Annotated in this window: 24 protein-coding genes; 12 read left to right on the top strand and 12 right to left on the bottom strand. The window is 66.3% G+C overall.

Going from position 1 to position 24329, the window contains the following annotated elements; all coding sequences use genetic code 11:
* Window positions 1-16: 16 nt before the first annotated feature.
* The 8 genes from A5775_RS16165 to A5775_RS16130 are packed head-to-tail and all read right to left on the bottom strand — an operon-like array spanning window position 17 to window position 9034.
* Window positions 17-1276 carry an MlaD family protein gene (locus A5775_RS16165; protein WP_067254302.1) on the bottom strand — a complete coding sequence of 420 codons (1260 nt, stop codon included), beginning with the start codon at window positions 1274-1276 and terminating at the stop codon, window positions 17-19.
* Window positions 1273-2514 (bottom strand): MlaD family protein, encoded by a 1242-nt coding sequence (locus A5775_RS16160; RefSeq protein ID WP_067254299.1) that lies wholly within the window; start codon window positions 2512-2514, stop codon window positions 1273-1275. The genes A5775_RS16165 and A5775_RS16160 overlap by 4 nt, the downstream gene beginning before the upstream one ends.
* Entirely contained in the window at window positions 2511-3650 is a 1140-nt protein-coding gene (locus A5775_RS16155) for an MCE family protein (RefSeq protein ID WP_067254295.1), read from the bottom strand. The genes A5775_RS16160 and A5775_RS16155 overlap by 4 nt, the downstream gene beginning before the upstream one ends.
* Window positions 3647-4702 carry an MCE family protein gene (locus tag A5775_RS16150; RefSeq protein WP_067254291.1) on the bottom strand — a complete coding sequence of 352 codons (1056 nt, stop codon included), beginning with the start codon at window positions 4700-4702 and terminating at the stop codon, window positions 3647-3649. Before A5775_RS16150 ends, A5775_RS16155 begins: the two co-directional genes overlap by 4 nt.
* The gene (locus A5775_RS16145; RefSeq protein ID WP_067254287.1) at window positions 4695-5750 is read right to left on the bottom strand and encodes an MlaD family protein; all 1056 of its coding nucleotides are present in this window, start codon (window positions 5748-5750) and stop codon (window positions 4695-4697) included. The genes A5775_RS16150 and A5775_RS16145 overlap by 8 nt, the downstream gene beginning before the upstream one ends.
* Complete coding sequence (locus A5775_RS16140; protein WP_067254284.1) at window positions 5747-7303, bottom strand: MlaD family protein; 1557 nt, start codon at window positions 7301-7303, stop codon at window positions 5747-5749. The genes A5775_RS16145 and A5775_RS16140 overlap by 4 nt, the downstream gene beginning before the upstream one ends.
* Window positions 7304-7326: 23 nt before the next feature.
* Window positions 7327-8190 (bottom strand): ABC transporter permease, encoded by an 864-nt coding sequence (locus tag A5775_RS16135; protein ID WP_067254281.1) that lies wholly within the window; start codon window positions 8188-8190, stop codon window positions 7327-7329.
* A gap of 1 nt (window position 8191) precedes the next feature.
* Complete coding sequence (locus A5775_RS16130) at window positions 8192-9034, bottom strand: ABC transporter permease (protein ID WP_067254278.1); 843 nt, start codon at window positions 9032-9034, stop codon at window positions 8192-8194.
* A 305-nt stretch (window positions 9035-9339) separates the two neighbouring features.
* Here A5775_RS16130 and A5775_RS16125 point away from each other — a divergent pair, with 305 nt between their 5' ends.
* The 5 genes from A5775_RS16125 (at window position 9340) to A5775_RS16105 (ending at window position 13133) form a co-directional block, all read left to right on the top strand.
* A complete protein-coding gene (locus A5775_RS16125; RefSeq protein ID WP_067254274.1) occupies window positions 9340-9942 on the top strand; it encodes a TetR family transcriptional regulator in 603 nt (200 codons plus the stop codon).
* Window positions 9943-9989: 47 nt separating this feature from the next.
* Window positions 9990-10271: a phosphoribosyl-ATP diphosphatase gene (locus A5775_RS16120; protein WP_009953388.1), complete on the top strand. Its 282-nt coding sequence runs from the start codon at window positions 9990-9992 to the stop codon at window positions 10269-10271.
* Window positions 10272-10273: 2 nt separating this feature from the next.
* Window positions 10274-11128, top strand: a complete 855-nt coding sequence (gene hisG, locus A5775_RS16115) for an ATP phosphoribosyltransferase (RefSeq protein ID WP_067254368.1) — start codon at window positions 10274-10276, stop codon at window positions 11126-11128.
* 119 nt (window positions 11129-11247) lie between these two features.
* Window positions 11248-11766, top strand: coding sequence for a DUF4126 domain-containing protein (locus A5775_RS16110; RefSeq protein ID WP_067254270.1), 519 nt, complete (start codon window positions 11248-11250; stop codon window positions 11764-11766).
* Window positions 11763-13133, top strand: a complete 1371-nt coding sequence (locus tag A5775_RS16105) for an FAD-containing oxidoreductase (RefSeq protein WP_067254267.1) — start codon at window positions 11763-11765, stop codon at window positions 13131-13133. Before A5775_RS16110 ends, A5775_RS16105 begins: the two co-directional genes overlap by 4 nt.
* 8 nt (window positions 13134-13141) lie before the next feature.
* On the opposite strand, the gene A5775_RS16100 is transcribed toward A5775_RS16105, so the two are convergent.
* A complete protein-coding gene (locus A5775_RS16100) occupies window positions 13142-14038 on the bottom strand; it encodes a RecB family exonuclease (protein WP_067254264.1) in 897 nt (298 codons plus the stop codon).
* Between the two features lie 75 nt (window positions 14039-14113).
* Here A5775_RS16100 and trmI point away from each other — a divergent pair, with 75 nt between their 5' ends.
* Window positions 14114-14959, top strand: coding sequence for a tRNA (adenine(58)-N(1))-methyltransferase TrmI (trmI, locus tag A5775_RS16095; RefSeq protein WP_067254260.1), 846 nt, complete (start codon window positions 14114-14116; stop codon window positions 14957-14959).
* Window positions 14960-14983: 24 nt separating this feature from the next.
* Here trmI and A5775_RS16090 read toward each other — a convergent pair whose 3' ends face one another.
* Window positions 14984-15283: a DUF503 domain-containing protein gene (locus A5775_RS16090; RefSeq protein ID WP_067254258.1), complete on the bottom strand. Its 300-nt coding sequence runs from the start codon at window positions 15281-15283 to the stop codon at window positions 14984-14986.
* Between the two features lie 8 nt (window positions 15284-15291).
* Entirely contained in the window at window positions 15292-15933 is a 642-nt protein-coding gene (locus A5775_RS16085) for a hypothetical protein (protein ID WP_067254255.1), read from the bottom strand.
* Window positions 15934-16242: 309 nt separating this feature from the next.
* Between A5775_RS16085 and arc the strand changes: the two genes are divergently transcribed.
* Entirely contained in the window at window positions 16243-18072 is a 1830-nt protein-coding gene (gene arc, locus A5775_RS16080) for a proteasome ATPase (RefSeq protein ID WP_067254362.1), read from the top strand.
* 44 nt (window positions 18073-18116) lie between these two features.
* Window positions 18117-19922 (top strand): hypothetical protein, encoded by a 1806-nt coding sequence (locus tag A5775_RS16075; RefSeq protein ID WP_067254253.1) that lies wholly within the window; start codon window positions 18117-18119, stop codon window positions 19920-19922.
* Window positions 19923-19928: 6 nt separating this feature from the next.
* Here A5775_RS16075 and A5775_RS16070 read toward each other — a convergent pair whose 3' ends face one another.
* Window positions 19929-20534, bottom strand: coding sequence for a hypothetical protein (locus A5775_RS16070; RefSeq protein WP_067254250.1), 606 nt, complete (start codon window positions 20532-20534; stop codon window positions 19929-19931).
* A gap of 146 nt (window positions 20535-20680) precedes the next feature.
* Between A5775_RS16070 and dop the strand changes: the two genes are divergently transcribed.
* The 4 genes from dop to prcA all read left to right on the top strand — a co-directional run bounded on the left by dop (window position 20681) and on the right by prcA (window position 24158).
* A complete protein-coding gene (dop, locus tag A5775_RS16065; protein WP_067254248.1) occupies window positions 20681-22189 on the top strand; it encodes a pup deamidase/depupylase in 1509 nt (502 codons plus the stop codon).
* A gap of 129 nt (window positions 22190-22318) precedes the next feature.
* A complete protein-coding gene (locus A5775_RS16060; RefSeq protein ID WP_067254245.1) occupies window positions 22319-22513 on the top strand; it encodes a ubiquitin-like protein Pup in 195 nt (64 codons plus the stop codon).
* The gene (gene prcB, locus A5775_RS16055; RefSeq protein ID WP_067254242.1) at window positions 22510-23391 is read left to right on the top strand and encodes a proteasome subunit beta; all 882 of its coding nucleotides are present in this window, start codon (window positions 22510-22512) and stop codon (window positions 23389-23391) included. The genes A5775_RS16060 and prcB overlap by 4 nt, the downstream gene beginning before the upstream one ends.
* Window positions 23388-24158 carry a proteasome subunit alpha gene (gene prcA / locus A5775_RS16050; RefSeq protein WP_067254238.1) on the top strand — a complete coding sequence of 257 codons (771 nt, stop codon included), beginning with the start codon at window positions 23388-23390 and terminating at the stop codon, window positions 24156-24158. Before prcB ends, prcA begins: the two co-directional genes overlap by 4 nt.
* The last annotated feature ends 171 nt before the right edge of the window (window positions 24159-24329 follow it).

Below are 24329 nucleotides of genomic sequence, written 5' to 3'. Positions count from 1 at the left end.
TCGGATGGTTCAGAGCCTAGTGCGGCGGTTCGATCGGCAGCTGCGGGCCGCCATAGGGGGTGGGAATGGTGTAGCGGCCCTTGGGGGTCGGATCCGTTCTGCTGCCCAGGTTGGCCCCCATCGGCGGGCCGGCGGTGTCGTCGCCGCCTGGGCGCGGGGCGTTCTTGGCCCCTCGGATCGACACCGCGGGGTCGTCGTCGCGGCAGTAGGTGTACATGAACGGCTCGTAATAGTCGGCGGCCGACGACGGGTGCGACGGGGTCCCATAGTCGCACACATAGCGGGGGTACAGATCGGCAATCGCCCACACCCCGTTGTCGTGGAACGCGCTCGTCACCGCGTCCAACACCGACCCGCGGTAGTCCGGGAAGAGCGCGTTGAGCGCCGGGACCCGCAGATACAGCAGCTGCGACATGGTGGCCATGCTGCCCAGCAACTGCACCATCGTGTCGGAGTTGTCGGCGAACAGATTGTCGACGGCTGACAGGGTGCGCGGCGTCTGCTGAGTCAAACGGCGATAACCCGCCTGCATCCTGGCCACGCCGGTCAACGTCTGGTTGAGTTCCGTTGCGGCAGCGCCCAAGCCGGAGTTCTTGTCGCTCGCCAGGGTGAGCACGACCCGGCTGGTCTTGATGATGCTGGTGGTTTGGGGCAGTACCGAATCGAGCGTCGACAGCAGGAACGTGCCGCCGTCGACGATGGCGGTCAGCTTCGCCGGGCCCTCCTTGCTCAGGCTCAGCTCCTTCTTGATCAACTCGACCTTGTGCGGGTCCACCTGGGCCAGCAGCCCGTCGGCGTCGCCGAGCAACCGCGCCAAACTGACCGGAACGGTGGTGTGGTCCAGCGCGATACGGCTGCCGTCGTGCAGATACGGACCGGCGTCGGACGCGGCTTCGAAGTTGATGTACTGCTCACCGGCCGGCGAAAGCGCCGAGACGTGCACCACGCTGTTCGCCGGGATCCGGACCTTTGACGTGATGTTGGCGATGGCGTTGACCCCGTCGTCGGTGATCTGCAGCGACTCGACACGGCCGATGCGCACCCCACGCAGCGCGACATCCTGATTGGGAAGCAGCCCACCGGATTCCGCCAACTGCACCGTGACCCGGTAGGACGATGCGAAGGGCTTCACCCGTAACGCGCCGATGAGCAGGTAGGTGGTGGCGACGACCAGGATGAGCACCAATCCGGCCACCGACAGCCAAACCTGTTGTCGATGCCCGGTGCGCACCGCGCGGACAACGAAATTGGCGCCGTTGGCGATGGCGCGGATCATCGTTGCGGTCCCGGCGGTGGCGGTTCGGGTGGCCCCGGCGGAGAGGCGGGTACCGGTGGGGGCCCGGGGGCGACGTCGATTTGGCCCGGGATGGTCGGGTCCGGGATGACGGGAACCTGCGGCGAATCCGGTCCCCGGCCGACCACGCGTTCCTGCAGACGCCACAGGGTGTACTTGAGGGTGCCGACGAGCAGGTTCACGTTGTAGTGGTGCGGGCCGTGCAGCCCGATGTCACCCGGGAATCCGATATCGGGGATCGATCCGAGCATGATCTTATCCACGCTCACGTTCACCGAAATGGAGTTGCCCGCCGTCGATTTGACCAACGGGGGGATCAACCGGTTCACCGACAGCCAGCTGGTGTCCGGGCTCACCGCAACATCATTGGCGGCCCCGGCCACCGTGTTCAGGTCGCGAATCAAGCTGCGGCCGCTGGTGTCGGTCCCGCCGATCGTCGGGAACCGGGCCAGCAGCCGGGAGGTGTCGCCCACCTGCACGGCCAGATTGGAAAACTGGGCGGTGTTGTCGGCCAGGGCCGACGTGGCGGGACGGGCGGCCGCCATCAGGTCGCTGATGGTGTGATTCTTGGCGTCGAGTTGGTCGGCCAGATGCGACAATTGGGTCAGCGCGTTCTTGATCTGATCGGACCGCGAATCCAGCGTCCCGAGCAGCTCGTTGGACTTGCGGATCATGTCTCCGAACGCCTGGCCCTGGTCGCCGGTCGCCTTGCCGAAGCCGTTGATGATGTTGGTGAAATTGCGGACGGCGCCACCGTTGACCAGAATCGCCGCCGAGCTCAACACCGACTCGACGGTCGCGGCGGCCGCCGTGGAATCGAGGCCGATGGTGTCGCCGTTGCGCAGCAGTGGCCCCTCAGCGTCTCCCTCGGGCGGCGGCTTCAGCGCGACGAACACGTCGCCCAATGGTGTTGCGGTGCGCAATTCGGCGGTGCTGCCCCGGGGCAGTTGCACGCCGTCTCTGATCCGCAGCCGGGTGAGCGCGGTGTAGTTGCGTGCGATCATCGATTCGAGCTGCCCGACGTCGGCGCCGGCGAGCTTGACCTTGGCGTTCATCGGCAGGTTGAGCGCGTTGGAGAACACCGCGTTCAGCGAATAGCCGCCCGAACCCAGCCCCGGCGCCGGAAGGGGCAGGCTGGCAAGGCCATTCGTGGCGCACCCCGCGGTCACCATGGCAGCGGCCAGCACCGCCGGCATTCCCCGCCTGCCCGTGATCGTCATTTCTGCCCCATGGCGGCCATACCGTCGAGCACATAGGTCAGCCCGAAATCAGGGCCGAAGTCCTGGATGGTCCCGGTGCTGCAGCCCAGTTGCCGAAGACCCATCAGGTTGCAGATCTCCTTGGTGTACTGGCTGTCGAAAATCAAGCGGTCCGTGAGGAAGCGGGCCCGCACCGCGCCGTTGGCCCGGTCGATCATGTTGTAGGCGTTGTCGGCGAGCAGCGGGGCCAGGTCCAGGAGTTCTGCCAGGTCGCGCCGCTGGTCGGCCACCGTCTTCAGCGCGGTGTTGCCGTTGCCGACGACCTGCTTGACGTTGTCGCGGTTGGCGTCGAGCAGGTCGCCGGCCCGCTGGATCAGGTGGTCGAGCTTGCGTCCGGTGCTGCCGCTGCCCAGGTCCTCGTCCGCCATGATCTGGCTGACTTGGTGGATGGTGGAGGCGAATTCGCGCAATTTCGTGTCGTTGGCGGCGACGGCGTCGAACAGCGTGCTGATGTTGTTGACGATCGAGGTGATCTGCTCGCGGGTCGTTGCGCCGCCGTCACTGGACAGGCGCAGCGCCTTGGACAGCTCACCGAGAGCGGCTTTGATCTTCTCGCCGTTGCCGTTGACCACCGCGGTGCCGCCATTGAGCACATCGGCGATCGGTCCGCCGCCGTGCCCGTCGCCCTCGAGCGACTTCGTCACCTTGTCCAACACGTTGAGCACGCTGCTGAATTCGACGGGCGTCTTCGTCCGGGGCAACCCGATGGTGTCGTGGTTCTGCAGAGTCGGCCCATCGTGATAGGGCGGCGTGAGTTCGATCTGCCGGTCGGTGAGGATCGAGGTCGACACCGTCACGGCCTGCGCGGCGGCGGGAACCTTGACGTGGCGGTCGACGGTGAAGTCGACTTCGACGTAGCCCCCCTTGGGGTTGATCTTGGTGACAGTGCCTACCGGCATGCCCAGCACCGCCACCACGTTGCCTTCGTAAAGTCCTGAGGCGCTGTCGAATTGGGCGGTCACGGTGATCGTGCCCTCGTCGGAGCGCAGGAACCACCAACCGATGCCGACCACCGCAGCGACTGCCGCGACGGCGGCGACGACGGCCACGACCTTGACGGCGAGTGTGGCCCCGGCCCGGCTCGAGGCGCCTTTCACTTGCAGTCCTTGAAGTACTGGATCATGCCGAATTGCTTGGCACGGCCGCTGATCGCGCACATCCACGAGTCGATCAACGGAACGTTGGGGGCGTTGAAGTTGACCGCGTTGCCTTCACCCGTGAGGTTGGCAGCCTCGCGGAAGAAGATCGGGCTGATCTGTAGCATGCTGTGCAGCAGGTCGTCGTGCGCGGACATCAGGTTGGTGAAGTCACGCATGTCCTTGATCAGCGAATCCAGACCCGCCCGGTCGTTGACCACGACCTGGCTCATGGTGTCGACGAGACTCGTGAGGGATTGCATCATCGTGTGGAAAACGGCGCGCCGCGCGACGAATTGGCCCAGCAGATCTTGGCCCTGGTTGACCAGATTGCCGATGCCGGCCTGCTGGCGGCGCAGCGTGTTCGTCACCTGCTCGGTGCTGCGCAGCAGCTGTCCCAGCTGGTCACGACGCACCGCGATGATCGACGACAGTGTGTTGATATTCGTAATCGCCTGCGGCACAACCGCGGGCAGGCCCTCGAGCTGTTTGCCGAGCACCGCAAGCGACTGCGCGAACCTGTCGGAGTCGACCTGCTCGAAAGTGGTGGTGGCGTCCTGCAGCGCGGCCTGCAGGTCGTAGGGCACCTCGGTGTGCGCCAGGTCGAAGGTGTTGTTGGGCAGGTGCGCCGGGCCGTTGGGCTCCAGCGCCAGGTAGCGCGAACCCAGGATCGTGGTGACCTTGATCCGCGCACGGGAGTCCTTGCCCAGCGCGATGTTGTCCCGAACCTTCAGCCCCGCCTCGACGTGGTCGCCGACGAGCTTCATGCTCGTGACGTTGCCCACCGGGATGCCGGCGACCACGATCGGGTTACCGGCCCGCAACGAGGCCGCTTGCAGAAACTCCGCGGTGTAATGCCGATATCCGGCTCCGACCGCGTGCACCACCAGCATGACTCCGATCACCACCGCGACCACCGCGACGGCAATGAACCCAAGCCACGTCGTGTTGTAACTTTCCAGCGGACGCTGCCTCATCCCCGAAATCCGCCGCCGCACAGACTGGTCAGCCATCGACCGTGCTCCTGCATCGCGGGGTGTGCCACGCCCTGTTTCCCGGTGTCGCGGCATTGATGATGATCGGCACGACATCGTTGAGCCCGGGGAAGAACCCCAAGAAGTTCACGTCGCACACATAGGCGTTGCCGTAGGCGCCCTGATTGCCGACCCGGACAAGTCCCTTCAGCAGCAGCGGAATGTTGTCACCGAAGAACGCCACCTGCGGTTCGACGTCCATGATGTGTCTGGCGACACCGGGCTGGCGATCGATGAATTCGCGCAGCGCCGGATACACGTCGGTCGCCGAGGTCGACAGTCGGCCGCTCACCCGCGCCAGCGACCCCACCGAGGCGACCAGGTCGGGGCGCCGCCGGTCGAGCTCGCCGACGACGCTGCGGGTCTGGGTGATGACCCCGTCGAGGTCGTCGTTCTGCGCCGCGAGATTTCCCACCACCTTGTTGAGGTTGGTGATCACGCTGCCAAGGGCCTGATCCCTACCCGCGAATGTTTCTGTGAGCGTGGAAGTCTGGCCGACCAGCGTGGCCAGCGACGACGTGTCGCCTTGCAGCGACGCGATGATGCCCTTGGTGAGGTTGTCGGCGTCGTGGGGGTTCAGCAGGCTGAACAACGGTTCGTAGCCGTTGAGCAGCGTGGTGACGTCGAAAGACGGCTCGGTGCGTTCCAGCGGAATGGTGCTGCCGGGCGTGAGCAGCTGCGGGCTGCCTCCCTTGCCCAAAGACAGTCCGAGGTAACGCTGGCCGACGATGTTCTGGTAGGTAACCGACGCCAGGGTGTTTCCGAACAACCGCTGTTCGGACTGCACCACGAACGAGACCTTCGCCAATTTCCCGTCCAGCTCGACCTTTTCGACGCGGCCCACGCGCACCCCGGCCATGCGGACGTCGTCACCCTCGCGAAGCCCGTAGACGTCAGTGAACACCGCCGAATACCGGGCCGTGTCGCCGGCCACGTCACGCCGCAGGCTCACATACACCAGCCACGTCAGCGTCAACGAGACGACCATGAACAGGACCAACGCGATGAGCGGGCCTCGAAACTTCATTTGGCCTCCCCGGGCGGATGGGCAAGCGACACCGTGCTTCCACGGGCGACCGGACCGAGCAACAGCTCGGTGGCCGGCGTGGCCGGCGTTCCGGTGATCACGCCCAACAGGTTTCGTTCGTATTGGCTCCCAACGGGTCCCACGTTCCCCCCAAACGCGGCCTGCGGAATCCACGGCGCCTTGGGCGCCACAGGCGCGACCCACGGTTGGTGCGGTTGTGGTGTCGCCGGCGCCCCCGGCGACGGATTGTCGGGATTCGCGGTCCCGGGTACGGGCGGCGACGGCGTAATCCCAGGGGCCAGCGGGGGATTGGGATCGGTCAAATTGGGATTCGGGTTGATCAGCGGCGGACCTACCGCAACCAGGTTGCCGTCCGGCCCGATCACGGTGCCCGGCGGCGGCGCCAGATCCTTGGGCGGATGATAGTTCTGCGGCAGCAGCACCTCGGGCAGATCGGGCCGCACCGGAATCAGCGGGGCGGTAAAACAGCTGGGTCCCTTCAACTCGCCGTAATGAGGACAGTCGGCGCGTGTGTAGGTGGAACTGGGCGTGAACGTCAGCATCGCGTGCATGTTGCCCAGATTTTTCTCCGGGTTCCAGACCTGCTCCATGAACTGGTTGGCCAGGTTGTCCAATTTGGTGACCGCGGGCACGAAGTTGTTCGACTTCTGCGCCAACACACCGAGCACCGGCGTGAAATCGGTGGTGATCCGGATGAGTTGGTCGATGTGGTTGTCGAACGACTGGCGCGTCGTGCCGACCGTGTCGTCGGCGCCCGACAACAGTGAGGTGAGCTGCCCACGCGTCTCGGCGAAGGTTTGCATCGGCTCGACGGCCTGATGCAACGCGTCGAGGAGATCCGGCGTGGTCTGCGCGAGCCCGGTCGTCGCATCCAGGAGCGCGGACACTGTCGACGGGCCGGTGTCGGTGCTGACAATCGAATTGAGCTGGTCGAGAAGGCGATTCAATTGCGCGCCGGCGTTGAGCAGGCTGACGCGGCGGTGGTCGGTGGCCGCACCCAGGGCGGCCAAGATCCCCACGGACCTGTCGTCACGGCCGCGCCCCGCGGCGGCCAGCAGGTCGCGCAACTTGCTCACCGTGGTTTGGAACAAGACGGTCGGCAGCCGCTTGTCCTCCGGAATATGCGCGCCCTGGCGGATTTTCGCCCCCGGGCCGTTGCCCACCAACTGAACCGACGACACGGCGAACACGTTGCTCGGCACCACCCGTGCGGTCACGGCGGCCGGAATCGACTTGGCGTATTCCTCTTTGAGATCGATGTGGACATAGTTGGGTTTGCCATGCGCCGCCGGGATGACGTCGTTGACCATCCCGACAAGCACGCCGTGATATTTGACGTCCGATTTCTGCGGAAGGCCATCGCCCACGTTGACCAGATCGGCAACCACCCGCACGTAATCGTTCAGCCTGCCAGTGGATTTGACCAACATCGCGGCGGTGATCAGGGCGCTGACCACCACGACCGCGATGCCGATGCTGAACAGCTGGCGGTCGGAGGGGCCGCGTCCGTCCAGCTCAAGGGAATGGGGCATCGTCCACCGACCTAGCCATGGGCCTACCCGCCAAACCTTGCGCCGGAGTCGACGCCCCACAGCGCCATGGTGAGCAGCATGTTCACGATGATCACCACGGTGATGCTGGCCCGCATGCCGTGCCCCGCGGCGACCCCGACGCCTTCGGGACCGCCGGTCGCGTAAAACCCGTAGTAGCACTGGATCGTGGACGCAATCCACACGAAGATGACGGCCTTGATCAACGAGTAGACGATGTCCTGGCCGGCCAGCATCAGCGTGAAGTAGTGCAGGTAGGACCCGGTCGAACCGCCACTGCCGATCCCCACCACCACTTGCGTGCTCAGGTACCCGATCGCCAGGCAGGCCGCGTACAGCGGGACGATCGCCACCACCGAGGCGATCAGCCGGGTGGTCACCAGGTAGGGGATCGGGCGGATCGCGATCGACTCCAGCGCGTCGATCTCCTCGGCGATACGCATGGATCCCAGCTGCGCGGTGAAGCGGCAGCCGCCCTGCATGGCGAACGCGAGCGAGGCCATCAGCGGAGCCAGCTCGCGGGTGTTGACCAGCGAGGAGACGAAGCCGGTGGCGGGTCCCAGGCCGAGCAGGTCCAGGAAGTTATAACCCTCGATCCCGACCAGCGCGCCGACGGTCATGCCGAGGACGACGGCCACACCGGCGGTACCGCCCCCCACCACGATCGAGCCGTTCCCCCAGGTGATGTTGGACAGCAGCCGCAAAAATTCGCCGCCGTACTGGCGCACGGCGAGCGGCACGGCGACCGCCGCCCGGACGAAGAAGACCAGCAGATGGCCGAGCCGGATGATCGGCACTTTGCCCCGGCGGTAGAGCCGGACAAGCGGCGTCGAAATCGGTGCAAAGGGCTCATACGCCGAGGCCGTCACGTCAGAGCCCCGTCCTGGGCGACAGCAAGATGTAGAGCTGGCTGATGGCGATGTTGACGATCATCAGCAGCAGGATCGCCTCGACGACAGCGGCATTCACCGAGTTCGCGACGCCCGTCGGCCCGCCCTTGGTGGACAAGCCTTTTTGGCTTGACACGATGGCCACGATGGCGCCGAACACGATGGCCTTCAGCAGCGCCAGAACCATGTCACCGGTCGTCGCGAACGACGCGAACGTCGACACGAAACTGCCCGGCGCGCCGTTCTGGAAATACACGTTGAACATGTAGCTCGCGAAAAATCCGGCGAAGCACACGACGCCGGTGAGGGCCACCCCGATCATCACGGCCGCGGCGAAGCGGGGGACGACCAGGCGCCGGATCACCGAGACACCCATCACCTCCATCGCGTCGGTTTCTTCGCGCATGGTGCGCGAACCCAGATCGGCGGTGATGGCCGATCCGACCGCCGATGCCATGAGGACCGCCGCCACCAACGACGCACCCTGTCGGATGACCGCGAGTCCGCTGGCCGCGCCGGCCAGCGAGGTGGCACCGACCTGACCGGCCAGCAGTGCGAACTGGATGGACAGGGTGACGCTGATCGGCAGCGAGACCAGGATCGTCGGCAACACGGCGGTGCCGGCCATGAACGCGCCCTGCCGGACGAATTCGTGCCACTGGAATCGCCCGGTGATCAGGTCGAAGAAGAAATATTGGACGGTGCGCACGCCCAGGACGAACTGTTCGCCGACTGTCGTCAGTGAGGCGACCGGGTGACGTTTGACGTACCCGACGGACCAGTTCCGGACGGCGACAACGCCGTCAAGTTGTGTCGTCGTCATAGCGGCGCGACCTGCGCCCCATCCAGCAAACACATGGCACAGGTCATCGCGTACCAACTACCGCTTTCATCGGCCCTCTCCCCACCCCTAAGCATGAGTGCCGAGCAGAAGACGTTGGGCGGCCATCGGACACGATCATATTAAAACTGGGTCGACAGCTCCCACGACTTCGCAGTTCAATGCTGTGTGCTGCATCACACTAACGTACTTGATAGGGACTTTCAATAGTGTAGAGTCACTCATCTGAACTCGTCGATGGACGGTTTCCGCCCGAGTTGGAATGTCGGATTGGCGAAGGTGAAGGCATGCCCTCAGCAAACATCCGCTCGTTGCGGGACCGACGTCGGGCCGAACTGCTCTCGCAGATCCAGCAAACCGCGCACCAGCTTTTCGCAGAACGCGGATTCGGCGCCGTGACGACCGAGGACATTGCCGAAGCCGCCGGGATTTCGATCAGCACGTATTTCCGGTACGCGCCGACCAAGGAGGGCCTGCTGGTCGATCCCGTCCGGGAAGCGGCCGCCGAGATCGTGGGTTCCTACAGCGCGAGACCGCCGCACGAGTCGCCGGTCGAATCGCTCATTCAACTGTTCGTCACGCACGCCCGGGACGTCAGCACGGTTGACAACCTCGATACCTGGCGTCACGCCGTCGCCACCGCGCCCCACCTGTTGACCAAATCCGTGCTGGTCAGCGAGACCGATCACGGCAACCTGATCGAGCAAGTCGCCCACCGGATGGGTGTCGATGCGATGGTCGATATTCGACCGGCCTTGCTGGTCCACACCAGTTTGGCCACAGTGCAATTCGTCCTCGACGGATGGCTGAGCTCGGACATCGCCGAAAGCCCGCCGTTTCACGAGCAATTGGAAGAAGCGCTGCGGCTTACCCTCGCCGGGTTCGGCTGAACGCGATCGCCGCCGACCGAAACCGCCGTGACTTTGCTGGCCGCCGCGTGAAACAATCGCTGGCCGTGAAGACCTTCGAGGATCTGTTCGCCGAACTGGGCGAGCGCGCCCGCACCCGGCCGGCCGGCAGCGCGACGGTCGCCGCGCTGGACGGCGGCATCCACGGGCTGGGTAAAAAGATCCTCGAGGAAGCCGGCGAGGTGTGGCTGGCCGCTGAACACGAACCCGACGACGCGCTGGCCGAGGAGATCAGCCAGTTGCTCTACTGGACGCAGGTGCTGATGGTCGCCCGCGGGCTGTCCCTCGACGACGTGTATCGGAAGCTGTGACCATGCTGCGGGTTGCGGTTCCCAACAAGGGCACGCTGAGCGAGCCGGCCACCGAGATCCTGTCGGAGGCCGGCTACCGGCGCCGTAGCGATTCCAAGGACCTGACGGTCATCGACCCGGTCAACCAGGTCGAGTTCTTCTTCCTGCGGCCCAAAGACATTGCCATCTATGTGGGTTCGGGCGAGCTGGATTTCGGCATCACCGGGCGCGACCTGGTGGGCGATTCCGACGCGCCGGTGCGGGAACGTCTGGCGCTGGGATTCGGGTCGTCGAGCTTTCGCTACGCCGCCCCGGCCGGACGGGACTGGAAGATCGCCGATCTGGCCGGCAAGCGGATCGCCACCGCCTATCCCAACCTGGTCCGAAAAGACTTGGCGGGGCGCGGTATTGAGGCGACTGTCATCAGACTCGACGGCGCGGTGGAGATCTCGGTGCAACTCGGCGTCGCCGACGCCATCGCCGACGTGGTGGGGTCCGGGCGCACCCTGAGCCTGCACAATCTGGTGGCCTTCGGTGATCCGCTGTGCGACTCGGAAGCCGTGCTGATCGAGAGCGACCAGAGCAGCCGGTCCGGAACGCAGGCGGCGCGCGATCAATTGGTGGCGCGCATCCAGGGTGTGGTGTTCGGCCAGCAGTATCTGATGCTCGATTACGACTGCCCCCGCTCGGTGCTGGACCGGGCCACCGCGATCACGCCGGGGCTGGAGTCGCCGACCATTGCGCCCCTGGCCGATCCGGATTGGGTTGCCGTCCGGGCGCTCGTCCCGCGCCGGGGCGTGAACGAAATCATGGATGAGCTGGCCACCATCGGCGCCAAGGCGATTCTGGCGTCCGATATCAGGTTTTGCCGGTTCTGATTGCACACCCGGTGCGAACGCCGCGGCTGTGTTAGCGTCCGGCTCGGGGGACTGCCCGGGTTGGCGTATGGGCCGTCCCTGAAAGGCTCGCCGGCTGTTTCGTCCTCCAGGAGGTCTTCGTGACACACGCGCTTGTTCTGTTGCTGGCTTTGTTGATTGGTGTCGTTGCCGGGTTGCGTTCGCTGACGGCGCCCGCCGTGGTCGCCTGGGCCGCGGCCCCCGCTCTCCTTGGTTGGATCGACCTGCATGGCACGTGGGCATCCTGGATGGCCAGCATCATCGCGGTGGTCGCCTTCACCGTCCTCGCCGTCGGCGAATTGATCAACGACAAGCTGCCCAAGACCCCGCCCCGAACGGCGGCACCGATTTTCGCGGCCCGCATCGTCATGGGCGGCCTCGCCGGCGCGGCGCTGGGCGCCTGGCCGCACTGGACCTTCACCGCCCTCGGTGCCGGTGTCATCGGCGCGGTGCTCGGCACCCTCGGCGGCTATCAGGCGCGCAAGCGGCTGGCCGCGGTGGCGGGTAGGGACCTGCCGATCGCGCTGCTCGAGGACGCGGTCGCGATCGTCGGGGGAATCGTCGTTGTGGCGGTGACGGGCCACGTGCTGACGGAGTATCTGCTGACGGCGGTTAAGTGACAGAACATTTCGACGCCGTCATCGTGGGTGCGGGTCAGGCCGGCCCGCCCTTGGCGGGGCGGCTGACGGCGGCCGGGCAGCGTGTCGCGATCGTCGAACGCAAACTGATCGGCGGCACCTGCGTCAACAACGGGTGCATCCCGACCAAGACGCTGGTGGCCTCCGCGCACGCCGCGCACCTCGCGCGGCGCGGCGCGGACTTCGGCGTGGGCACCGGACAGGTCAGCGTCGACATGGCGAAAGTCAAGGCCCGCAAGGACCAGATCATGCTGGGCGATCGCAAGGGTGTCGAAGATTGGCTCGCGGGCATGGACGGCTGCACCGTCTATCGCGGTCACGCCCGCTTCACCGACCCGCACACCGTGCGGGTCGGTGAGGACGTGCTGCACGCCGACCGCGTCTTCCTCAACGTGGGCGGTCGTGCCGTGGTGCCCGACTTCCCCGGCCTGGACGAGGTCGAGTTCCTCACCAACGTGTCGATCCTCGAACTCGACACGCTGCCAACACATCTCGTTATCGTGGGGGGCGGCTTCATCGCAGTGGAGTTCGCGCAGATGTACCGGCGCTTCGGGGCCAAGGTGACGGTCGTGGAGCGCGGCCCGCGGCTGGTGTCCGGCGAAGACGAGGACGTCTCGGCCACCATCGAAGACATCTTGCGGGCCGAGGGCATCGACATCATCGTCGGCGCCGACGCCGTGCGAGTCACCAAGATCGACAATGGATTTGAGCTCACCCCCCGCGACGGAGCCACCGCGATCCGGGGGAGTCATCTGCTGCTGGCGGTGGGCCGGCGCCCCAACACCGACGACCTGGACCTGCAGGCCGCCGGTGTGCAGACCGACACCGGTGGCTACATCGTGGTCGATGACCAGCTCAAGACCAGCGTCGATCACATCTGGGCGATGGGCGACTGCAACGGCAAGAGCGCATTCACCCACACCTCGTACAACGATTTCGAGATCGTCGCCGCGAATCTGCTTGACGGTGATCCGCGCCGGGTGAGTGACCGCATCGCCACCTATGCGCTCTACATCGACCCGCCGCTGGGGCGTGCCGGCCTGAGCGTCGATCAGGTCCGCGCGTCGGGACGCAAGGCGCTGGTCGGCAAACGGCCGATGACCAGAGTCGGCCGGGCAGTGGAAAAGGGTGAGACGCAAGGCTTCATGAAAGTCGTGGTCGACACCGATACCCAGGAGATCCTGGGGGCCGCGGTCTTCGGGGTCGGCGGCGATGAGGCGATTCACTGCATCCTGGACGTCATGTCCGCCAAGGCGCCCTACACCACGCTCTCACGCACCATGCACATCCACCCGACGGTCAGCGAGCTCATTCCGACGATGCTGCAGGAGATGTCGCCGCTGGACTAACCGGCCGCCTACGCCGCCGGCTCCGTCGAATGCGAACCGCCTTGTGCGTCAAATGATTCCGGCCAGCCAGGGTAGGGCGGCGGTGTGCCACCGAAAAGCGGGCAGTGTTGCTGGTGGGGGCACCAGTCGCACAATCGCGACTGGGTGGGGCGGAAATCGCCTGTCTGGCCCGCTGATTGGATGGCGCGCCAGATCGCGATCAGAGTCTTCTCGAAGCGCAGCAGCTCATCTTCGTCCGGCGAATAGTCCAGCACCTGGCCGTCGGCCAGATAGATCAGCCGCAGCCGGGTGGGCAGCACACCGCGCGAACGCAACAGGGCCACCGCGTAGAACTTCATCTGGAACATGGCCTTGAACTCGGCCAGGGCTCGCGCGGCCGGCGGCGCCTTGCCGGTCTTGTAGTCGACCACGCGTAACTCGCCGGTGGCGGCGACGTCGATGCGGTCGATGAATCCACGCAGCAGCGTGCCGTCGGCGAGTTCGACCTCCACGCGTTCTTCGCAGCATTGCGGCTCGAAGCGGGTGGGGTCCTCGAGCCGGTAGTAACCGGCGAGCAACGCCTGGGCCTCGGCCAGCAGTTGGATGCGCTGGTCGGGATCCAGGTCGGCGGTCATCTCCGGCGTCGCGGCGATCAGTTGCTCCCACGCGGGCTGCACCAACGACATGGCGGTGTCGGGGCCGCGCTGTGCGGCGGGCAGGCCGTAGAGCTGCTGTAGGGCGGCGTGGACCAGGGTTCCGCGCACCTGCGCCGGCGACGGCGCCTCGGGCAGCCGGTCGATGGCCCGGAACCGATACAGCAGCGGGCACTGCTTGAAGTCCGCCGCCCGCGACGGTGACAGCGCGGGGCGGGACACCTGCCGCGCCGGCGCCGGCGCCGACTGCGGCGCTTGCGGCTGGACGGTCATGTTCGAAAGCCTAGGACCGGGCGCCGACAACCCCCAAGCACCTGCTGCGGTGAGTCGGCTGGCACGCTAGACCGCGTGTCCGTAACCGGCCCTTTCACCGTGGGCGAGCGTGTTCAGCTCACCGACGCCAAGGGTCGGCACTACACGATGGTGCTTGCGGAGGGCGCCGAATTCCACACCCATCGCGGGTCGATCCCGCACGACGCGGTGATCGGGCTCGAGCAGGGCAGCGTGATCAAGTCCAGCAACGGCGCCGCCTACTTGGTGCTGCGGCCCCTGCTGGTCGACTACGTGCTGTCGATGCCCCGCGGACCGCAGGTGATCTACCCGAAGGACGCGGCTCAGATCGTCCACGAGGGCGACATCTTCCCGGGCGCGCGGGTGCTCGAGGCCGGGGCCGGCTCGGGCGCGCTGACCTGTTCACTGCTGCGCGCTGTCGGGCCCGAAGGGCGGGTGATCTCCTACGAGCAGCGCGCCGACCATGCCGAGCACGCCCAACGCAGTGTGTCGGTGTTCGCCGGCGGCGACGCGCCCGACAACTGGCAATTGATCGTCAGCGATGTGGCCGACTCCGAGCTGCCGGACGGATCGTTCGACCGCGCCGTGCTCGACATGCTCGCGCCGTGGGACGTGCTGGGGGTGGTCGCTAGGCTGCTGATTCCCGGTGGCGTGTTGATGATCTACGTGGCCACCGTCACGCAACTGTCGCGCACCGTCGAAGCGCTGCGGGCCCAGCAGTGCTGGACCGAGCCCCGGTCGTGGGAGACGTTGCAACGCGGTTGGAACGTCGTCGGGCTGGCGGTGCGGCCGCAGCATTCGATGCGCGGCCATACGGCCTTCCTGATCTTCACCCGACGGCTCGCTCCGGGTGTGGTCGCGCCCGCGCCGCTGGGGCGCAAACGCGAAGGCCGTGACGGCTGATCAGCGGGGCGCGATCACCATCGGCTAGTCGATGTCCTCGCTGCGCAGCAGCGAGCGTCGCACCGACAACAGCTCGAACTCGGGATGCGCGGCCACCAGCCGCTCGGCCGCGTCCAGGACGTCCACGGCGTGGCCGCGGTCGCCAGACACCAGGGCGACGCCGATCCCGGCCCGTCGATACAACTCGTGCGAACCCGTCTCAGCGGCCGAGACGCTGAACCTGCGCTGCAGTTCGGCGACGACGGGACGGATCACCGACCGCTTCTGTTTGAGTGAGCGGACGTCGCCCAGCAACACGTCGAACTCGAGCCAGCCGATCCACATCCCGCGGGTCAGCCTGGTGGGTTCTGGGAGGGAGCGGGCTCGGGAGCCGGCGCCGGTGGTGGCGGCGGTGCCGGTGGCGGAGCAGGTTCGGGTGGCGGGGCGGGGGCTGGGCCCGCGGGAGCCTCGGAAGTCGGGGCCGCGGGCGACTTGCCCAGCGCCAACAGCATTTCGGCGGTTCGCCGGGAGAGATGCCAACCGCCTTGAAAGGGCGCGAATTCCATCGGGAAGGTGAAGTTGGCGTTGTTGGGCTGGGCAGTGTGGACGGCGATGCTGGCCTTCACGTTCGACGGGTTCTTGTCCGACCACGCGATGTCGTTCGCGGCGAAGGTCATGGGCAGGTAACCGTTGTCCCGCAAGGCGGTGGTGAATCTGTCCAGGGTGGCCGCGCTCTCCGGGGTCGCGCCCTCGACCAGACTCACCTTGGCGGCGCCTGGGACGTTCGGATCGGCCAGACGGCCGAGGACATCGGTGAGCGCTTCGGGCGGCGGCAGGGGAGCCGTGACGGGCGCAGCAACCTGACTGGACGTGGCCGGTGGCAGCGAAGACACGGTCGACGACTCGCTCGTGGGGCGGTTCGACGAACACGCCGCGAGCCCGACCGCCGCCAGGGCGGCGGCGGCGCGCAGCGCTACGGACAGTGGTCGGTGCATCCGGTCGGTCGGCCGGCTAGGCGGCTCTGGCCGCTTCGGGCGGGAGCGAGGTCGCTAAGGTCGGGCCGATGGGTGCAGTTGAAGTCACAGCGGCGGTGACTGCGACGCGAGTCGAGCCCGTGGCGAGGCTTTTTGCGGTCACTCTGCCACCTCCCAAGGCCCTTTCGATCATCACGATTAGTGGCCGAGATTACCAGCGTGACGAAAATCTTAACTTTTCGTGGGTATTTGACTACCCACACCAATCGTCAATCGCCGGTAGCGTTGAAGTATCCGCCGCGCCATTTCGGTGTGGGAAAGGAGCGCAACATGGGTAGCTCAGAGCGTTCTGAAGCTTTCGGAACCCCCCACGAACCAGACATGTCCAGCAGCGACGAGGCCGAGTTGGAAGAACTACGCCGTGAGGCGGCGATGTTGCGCGAGCAGCTCGAGCATGCCGCCGGCACGCAAGGCGGCACCCGCTCTGGCCGCGATGTGCATCAGCTTGAAGCCCGCATCGACTCCCTCGCGTCCCGTAACTCGAAGTTGATGGAGACCCTCAAAGAGGCCCGCCAGCAACTGCTGGCACTGCGTGAGGAGGTCGACCGGCTGGGGCAACCGCCCAGCGGATACGGCGTCCTGCTCGGGACGCACGAAGACGAAACCGTCGACGTGTTCACGTCCGGCCGCAAGATGCGCCTGACTTGCTCGCCGAACATCGAAATCGCGTTGCTGCGGAAGGGTCAAACCGTTCGCCTCAACGAGGCCCTGACCGTCGTGGAAGCGGGCACCTTCGAATCCGTCGGCGAGATCTCCACGCTGCGTGAGCTCTTGGCCGACGGGCACCGCGCACTGGTCGTCGGCCACGCCGATGAGGAACGCATTGTCTGGCTCGCCGAGCCCCTGGTCGCCGAGAACCTGCCGGACGGTCATCCCGACGCTCTCAACGACGACACCCGGCCCCGCAAGCTGCGGCCCGGCGACTCGCTGCTGGTGGACACCAAGGCCGGCTACGCGTTCGAGCGCATCCCCAAGGCCGAGGTCGAGGACCTGGTGCTGGAAGAGGTGCCCGATGTCAGCTACCTGGACATCGGCGGCCTGACCCGCCAGATCGAGCAGATCCGCGACGCCGTGGAGCTGCCCTTCCTGCACAAGGAGCTCTACCGGGAGTACGCGCTGCGCCCGCCCAAAGGTGTGCTGCTCTACGGTCCGCCCGGTTGCGGTAAGACGCTGATCGCCAAGGCCGTCGCGAACTCGTTGGCCAAGAAGATGGCGGAGGTGCGCGGCGACGACGCGCGCGAGGCCAAGTCGTACTTCTTGAACATCAAGGGCCCCGAGCTGCTCAACAAGTTCGTCGGCGAGACCGAGCGTCACATCCGGCTGATCTTCCAGCGCGCCCGCGAGAAGGCGTCGGAAGGCACACCGGTGATCGTGTTCTTCGACGAGATGGACTCGATCTTCCGCACCCGCGGCACCGGGGTGTCCTCGGACGTCGAGACGACCGTGGTTCCGCAGCTGCTCAGTGAGATCGACGGTGTGGAGGGGCTGGAGAACGTCATCGTGATCGGCGCCTCCAACCGCGAGGACATGATCGACCCCGCCATCCTGCGGCCCGGGCGCCTCGACGTGAAGATCAAGATCGAGCGCCCGGATGCCGAAGCGGCGCAAGACATCTTCTCGAAGTACCTGATCGAGTCGCTGCCGCTGCACGCCGACGACCTCGCCGAGTTCGGTGACGACCGCACCACCTGCATCAAGGCGATGATCGAGAAGGTCGTCGAGCGGATGTACGCCGAGATCGACGACAACCGGTTCCTGGAGGTCACCTACGCCAACGGTGACAAGGAAGTCATGTACTTCAAGGACTTCAACTCCGGGGCGATGATCCAGAACGTCGTCGACCGGGCGAAGAAGAACGCGATCAAGGCGGTGCTGGAGACAGGTCAACCGGGTCTGCGTATCCAGCATCTGCTGGACTCGATCGTCGATGAGTTCGCCGAGAACGAGGACCTGCCCAACACCACCAACCCCGATGACTGGGCGCGGATTTCGGGCAAGAAGGGCGAGCGGATCGTCTACATCCGCACGCTGGTCACCGGCAAGAGCTCGAGCGCGTCGCGGGCCATCGACACCGAATCGAACCTGGGCCAGTACTTGTAAGTACTTGTCAGCATTTGTCGGCGCCACCGGCTAGCGTCGCATCCGTGCGACTCCGCTTTGACGCTCCCGGCGACGACGACGCCTATGGCGAGGCTCGTGGCGCGTTGCTGGACGGGCTCGAGGGCTGGTGGACCGGGCTCGACTCGGATTCCGAGGCAGTCGTCTCTGACGTTGCCGTCTTCCTGGACTGGCGTTACCGCGATTCCACCGGTGTTCTCGACGACTTCGCCCCCGGCGATATCGCGGAATTCTTGCTCGAATGGTGCCCGAGCCGATTCAAGGGCCGGCCGGATGACGCGCTGTGTCTGTGCTTCGCAATCGGCGTGTACGTCGACTTCATGGCGGCCACCGGCCGTCTGGTCGGCGGTGCCGAGCGTGCCGCCAGATTGCGGAGGCTGGTCGACGACCTCGCGCCGACCGTGCTGGCGGAAGCACGCGACCCCACCGCCGTTGAGGTTCACCCGGATCCGGTCGAGGCGCCAGAGCCACTCGAGCTGCCGTTCCTCCACATCCCGCCGTCCGCGAACGACGTAGCGGCGGCCGCGGCGGCAGCCCCGTTGCTCGTCAAACTCGAGGTTCTGCGCGACTATCTCGGGCCGGACGGCAAGCCGCTCACCGACAAGGGCGAACTCGAACCGGCTGACGGTCGCGCGCTGGTCGAATTGCTCCACACCGGCGACGTGTTGGATGTGGAGTTGGGTGAGTTGAAAGTTGCGGCCCGGCCGACGGCGGCACTGCGGCGCCTGAATTTTCTCATCGACGTGGCCATCGAGGCCGGCGCGGTGGACGTGCTGCAACAGCGTGTGGTGCCGGCGGAGGAGTGGGGGACGCGCGCGCCCGTGGAGCGGGCGGAGTCGCTGTTCGCGGGAATCCTGTTGGCACGCCCGTTGCGGTCGTTGCATTCGTCGCAGCTCTACCCCGAGCACAACACGATGCACGACCTACTCGACGACGGGATCGCGTGTTGGCTCGCGCCGTTGCTGCAAGGCGACGCGGAACTTCCCTTCGAATCCGTGCTGGAGTGGGTGCACGCGTTGGTCGCCGCGCAACGGCCGTCGCACCGCTGGCCGGCGGACCGGGAGGACACGCTCGAGGCTTGCGTCGAGGACCACATGGGCCGTCTTCTCGAAGTTCTGCGGGAGGCCGGTGTGGTGCGGTGGACCGACGCCCTGGAACGGCCGCAGCCGCCCGGGCCCAGCGATTGGACCGGAGGGACCGTGGCGCTGACCGCACTGGGGCGCCATATCCTGCCGGAATACCTGGAGGACGCCGGGTTTGCGCTGCGCCGCCTCGACCGCCTCGACGGCTGGGACGCGACGGACCTGATCGGTGCGATGTTGTTGTTAGACAATGATATTCATGCGTCGCTGATAGCAAACTGGCAGTCCGGGCGCCCGGATACCGAACGGGTGCAAATGCTCACCGAGGCCGCCGCGGCCATGGACACCGCGGCTGGACGGACGATGGGCTTCATCGCGCTGAACGAGTTCGACATCGACGTAGCCGAGCCCTTCGTCCGTCAGCTGCTGGACAGCCCCGTCGCCGGCCACGCCGCGCTGTGGCTGATACAGCGTGACCGCGCCGACGCCGAGACCCTCGCGGCCTTCGTCGACGTCGCGGTGCTCGTCGACGTCCTTTCGAGCACCCTGGAATCGCCAGAGGAGCTGTGCGACCTCTTCGCCGGTATGTCCGATCCGTCGCAGCTGCTGGAGGACATCTGGCGCCATCCGGCGCCCGAGACCGCGCTCGTTCTCGATGCGCTGGGCCGTCATCTGCCGGACCGAACACTGGCCAAGGCCGCGCGCAAAGCGGCGGTGCGACACCGCAGCTGGATGGCGAATCGCGCTTGAGGTGGGTCAGTCCAACTCGAGCGAGTAGCTGTTCGTCAGGTCGTCCTGGGTGACCTGGGCGGGACGGGTCCGGGTGTCCACCCGCAGCGCCTCGGCGAGCACGCGCGGCTGGTAGGCCCACCCGTGCGGCAGGTTGAGCCGGGCGGCCAGGCCGGGCAGGTCGCCGCGCGACAGGGTGGGGTCGGCGACCTGGCTCCAGGTCTGCATGATCCAGCGCTGACCGCCGGGGTCGACGAGTTCGTAGACCTCTTCCCCGGGGTTGAAGACGAAGACCGTGTGGCGGTTGACCTGATTGGCGGTATACGGCGCGGGATTCATCGATGACAGCAGGACCGTGGCCTGCTGAATCATCTCGATTCCGCCGAAGGTCTTCGTAATCTGCGGCCCTTGCTGCCGCTTCTCGATGGCGTTCATCAGCCAGTAGCGCGGGCCGTTGAGCAACGCGGTGGCCGCCCCGTGTTCCTTGGCGATGGCCTGAGCGTCGAGCTTCGACCACAGCTCGGCCGGACAATCGTTGAGCGGGAAGCTGTTGTAAACCGTGGCCTGCGGTCCCGCCTCCCCGGGGGTCACGAGAAGCACTTCGCCGTAACGCTTCCCGGAAAGGTCGGTCATCCCGTGAAGCTAATCACCGCCGTCGGCGTCGTCAACAGCACGCGCGCTCCTCGAGGAACCAGTTGTCGGTGCAGGTCACTTCGCGCGGGCCTCGGCCTCGACGCCCGGGAGAAGGCCAATTCCGCACCTCGCCTAGTCTTTGAAGCATGCAGCGGATTATCGGGACGGAGGTCGAATACGGCATCTCATCGCCATCGGACCCGACGGCCAATCCGATCCTCACCTCGACGCAGGCGGTTTTGGCTTATGCGGCGGCAGCGGGCATTCAGCGCGCCAAGCGCACCCGTTGGGACTACGAGGTGGAGTCGCCGCTGCGCGACGCCCGCGGGTTCGACCTGAGCCGCTCGGCGGGCCCGCCCCCGGTGGTCGCCGCCGACGAGGTCGGCGCCGCCAACATGATCCTGACCAATGGGGCGCGGCTCTACGTCGACCACGCACACCCCGAATACTCCGCACCCGAATGCACCGACCCGCTCGACGCGGTGATCTGGGACAAGGCCGGCGAGCGGGTGATGGAAGCCGCGGCCCGGCACGTCGCCAGCGTGCCCGGGGCCGCGAAATTGCAGCTCTACAAGAACAACGTCGACGGCAAGGGTGCCTCCTACGGGTCGCACGAGAACTATCTGATGTCGCGGCAGACGCCGTTCTCGGCGATCATCGCCGGGCTGACCCCCTTTCTGGTCTCGCGGCAGGTGGTCACCGGCTCCGGGCGCGTCGGCATCGGACCCTCCGGTGATGAGCCCGGCTTTCAGCTGTCGCAACGCTCGGACTACATCGAGGTCGAGGTCGGCCTGGAGACCACCCTCAAACGCGGCATCATCAACACCCGCGACGAGCCGCACGCCGACGCCGACCGGTACCGACGGCTGCACGTCATCATCGGCGACGCCAACCTCGCCGAGACGTCGACCTACCTCAAACTCGGCACCACGTCGCTGGTGCTGGACCTGATCGAAGAGGGCCCGGCGCACGGCATCGACCTGAGCGATCTGGCGCTGGCACGGCCGGTGCATGCGGTCCATGCGATCAGCCGCGACCCGTCGCTGCGTACCGCGGTGGCGCTGGCCGACGGTCGAGAGCTGACTGGGCTTGCGCTGCAACGGGTTTACCTCGACCGGGTGGCGAAGCTGGTCGATAGTCGCGACCCCGACCCGCGCGCCGCCGACATCGTCGAAACGTGGGCGCACGTGCTCGACCAACTCGAGCGCGACCCGATGGAATGCGCCGAACTCCTGGACTGGCCCGCCAAGCTGCGCCTGCTCGAAGGCTTCCGGCAGCGGGAAAACCTGAGCTGGTCGGCGCCCCGGCTGCACCTGGTCGACCTGCAATATTCCGACGTCCGGCTCGACAAGGGCCTGTACAACCGGCTCGTCGCGCGGGGCTCGATGAAGCGCCTGGTTTCCGAACACCAGGTGCTCGAGGCGGTGGACAATCCGCCGACGGACACCCGCGCCTACTTCCGCGGTGAATGCCTGCGCAGGTTCGGCGCCGACATCGCCGCGGCCAGTTGGGACTCGGTGATCTTCGACCTGGGCGGTGATTCCCTGGTCCGCATCCCGACGCTGGAGCCGTTGCGCGGCAGCAAAGCGCACGTCGGAGCGCTGCTGGACTCGGTGCACAGCGCCGCGGAACTGGTAGAACAACTCACCAGGTAGCCGCCGGTTCAGCCGGGCAACGTCGGGGTTGACCGGTAGGGTAGGAAAGACCAACGGGCAAGCGTGGCCTGACATTGAGCGTGACAATGAAAGGCCATTCAACAAGCCCAGACAAAGCAGGAGGCGGCGATGGCTCAGGAGCAGACCAAGCGTGGCGGTGGTGGCGACGAAGAGGACGACTTCGCCGGCAGCACGGCCGCGGGCCAAGAGCGCCGGGAGAAGCTGGCCGAGGAGACTGACGACTTGCTCGACGAGATTGACGACGTTCTCGAGGAGAACGCTGAGGACTTCGTGCGGGCATACGTCCAAAAGGGCGGCCAGTGACCTGGCAGTTCTCTGATCGCCTGCCCACCAACTCCGCACTTCCGGGAAACCCCGCTGTAGACCTGTCGTCGTTTGCCGACTTCCTGCGCCGGCAGGCGCCGGAGTTGCTACCGGCCGGCCTCGGGGCATCCCATTCGGAAAGCGCTGGAGCGCAGCTGCCCCACGGGACCACAATCGTCGCGCTGAAATACCCCGGCGGCGTGGTGCTCGCCGGTGACCGGCGCTCGACGCAGGGCAACATGATCGCCGGGCGCGACGTCAAGAAGGTGTACATCACCGATGACTACACCGCCACCGGCATCGCCGGAACCGCCGCCATCGCGGTGGAGTTCGCCCGCCTTTACGCCGTGGAGCTCGAACACTACGAGAAACTCGAAGGCGTGCCGCTGACGTTTGCCGGCAAGGTGAACCGGCTGGCGATCATGGTGCGCGGCAACCTGGCCGCCGCCATGCAGGGGCTGGTGGCGTTGCCGCTGCTGGTGGGCTACGACATCGACGCGGCCGAGGCCGATCCGGAGGGCGCGGGCCGCATCGTGTCGTTCGACGCGGCGGGTGGCTGGAACCTGGAAGAGGAGGGCTACCAGTCGGTGGGCTCGGGCTCGATTTTCGCCAAGTCGTCGATGAAGAAGTTGTACTCGCAGGTCACCGACACCGATTCGGCGGTGCGGGTCGCGATCGAGGCGCTCTACGACGCGGCTGACGACGACTCCGCGACCGGCGGGCCGGACCTGGTTCGCGGCATCTATCCCACGGCGGTCACCATCGGCGCCGAGGGCGCGCTGGACGTGCCGGAGAGCCGCATCGCCGAACTGGCTCGCGAGGTCATCCAAAGCCGTTCGCGCGCTGACACTTTCGGCCCCGATGGTGGTGAGAAGTGAGCTTCCCGTATTTCATCTCGCCCGAGCAAGCGATGCGCGAGCGCAGCGAACTCGCGCGCAAGGGCATCGCGCGCGGCAAGAGCGTGGTCGCCCTGGTCTATGCCGGCGGCGTGCTCTTCGTCGCCGAGAACCCGTCGCGGTCGTTGCAGAAGATCAGCGAACTCTACGACCGCGTGGGCTTTGCCGCCGCGGGCAAGTTCAACGAATTCGACAATTTGCGCCGCGGCGGAATTCAATTCGCCGACACCCGCGGCTACGCCTACGACCGTCGCGACGTCACCGGCCGCCAACTCGCCTATGTCTACGCGCAGACGCTGGGCTCCATCTTCACCGAGCAGGCCAAGCCCTACGAGGTGGAATTGTGTGTCGCCGAGGTTGCGCACTATGGCGAGAGCAAACCGCCTGAGCTGTACCGGATTACCTATGACGGATCGATCGCCGACGAGCCGCATTTCGTGGTGATGGGCGGTACCACCGAACCGATCGTCACGGCGCTCAAGGACTCCTACGCCGAGAACGCCAACCTGCGCGAAGCCACGCGCATCGCCGTGAAAGCGTTGCGGGCCGGCAGCGAATCCTCGAACGGCGACCAGTCCACCCTGGACGTGGGCAGCCTGGAGGTCGCGATCTTGGATGTCAACCGACCACGACGGGCGTTTCGGCGGATCAACCGAGCAACCCTGGAAAATTTGCTGCGCGAGCTGGATTCGAACGGGTCCGAGGGCGACGGCGAAGAGTCGGATTCCAGCGGCGGATTGTCCGACTAGTCCTGGCTTCGGCATAGATCGACGCCCGCCCGTCACCGGTACTGGTGGGTCCGGTGGTGCTCAAGGTGCTGGTGAGTTAACGGATCACCGCCGCGGCGCCGAAGCTGCCAGTGGCGAACCCGGTGCCGGCGCGACCGGAAAGCGGCGTGCGAAGAACTTCGTTGGATCGAT

Source organism: Mycobacterium sp. 852002-10029_SCH5224772 (genome assembly GCF_001667315.1).
In the GTDB taxonomy this organism is placed as follows: domain Bacteria; phylum Actinomycetota; class Actinomycetes; order Mycobacteriales; family Mycobacteriaceae; genus Mycobacterium.
Note: the sequence above shows the minus strand (reverse complement) of the source record. Positions and strands in the feature narration are given on the sequence as shown.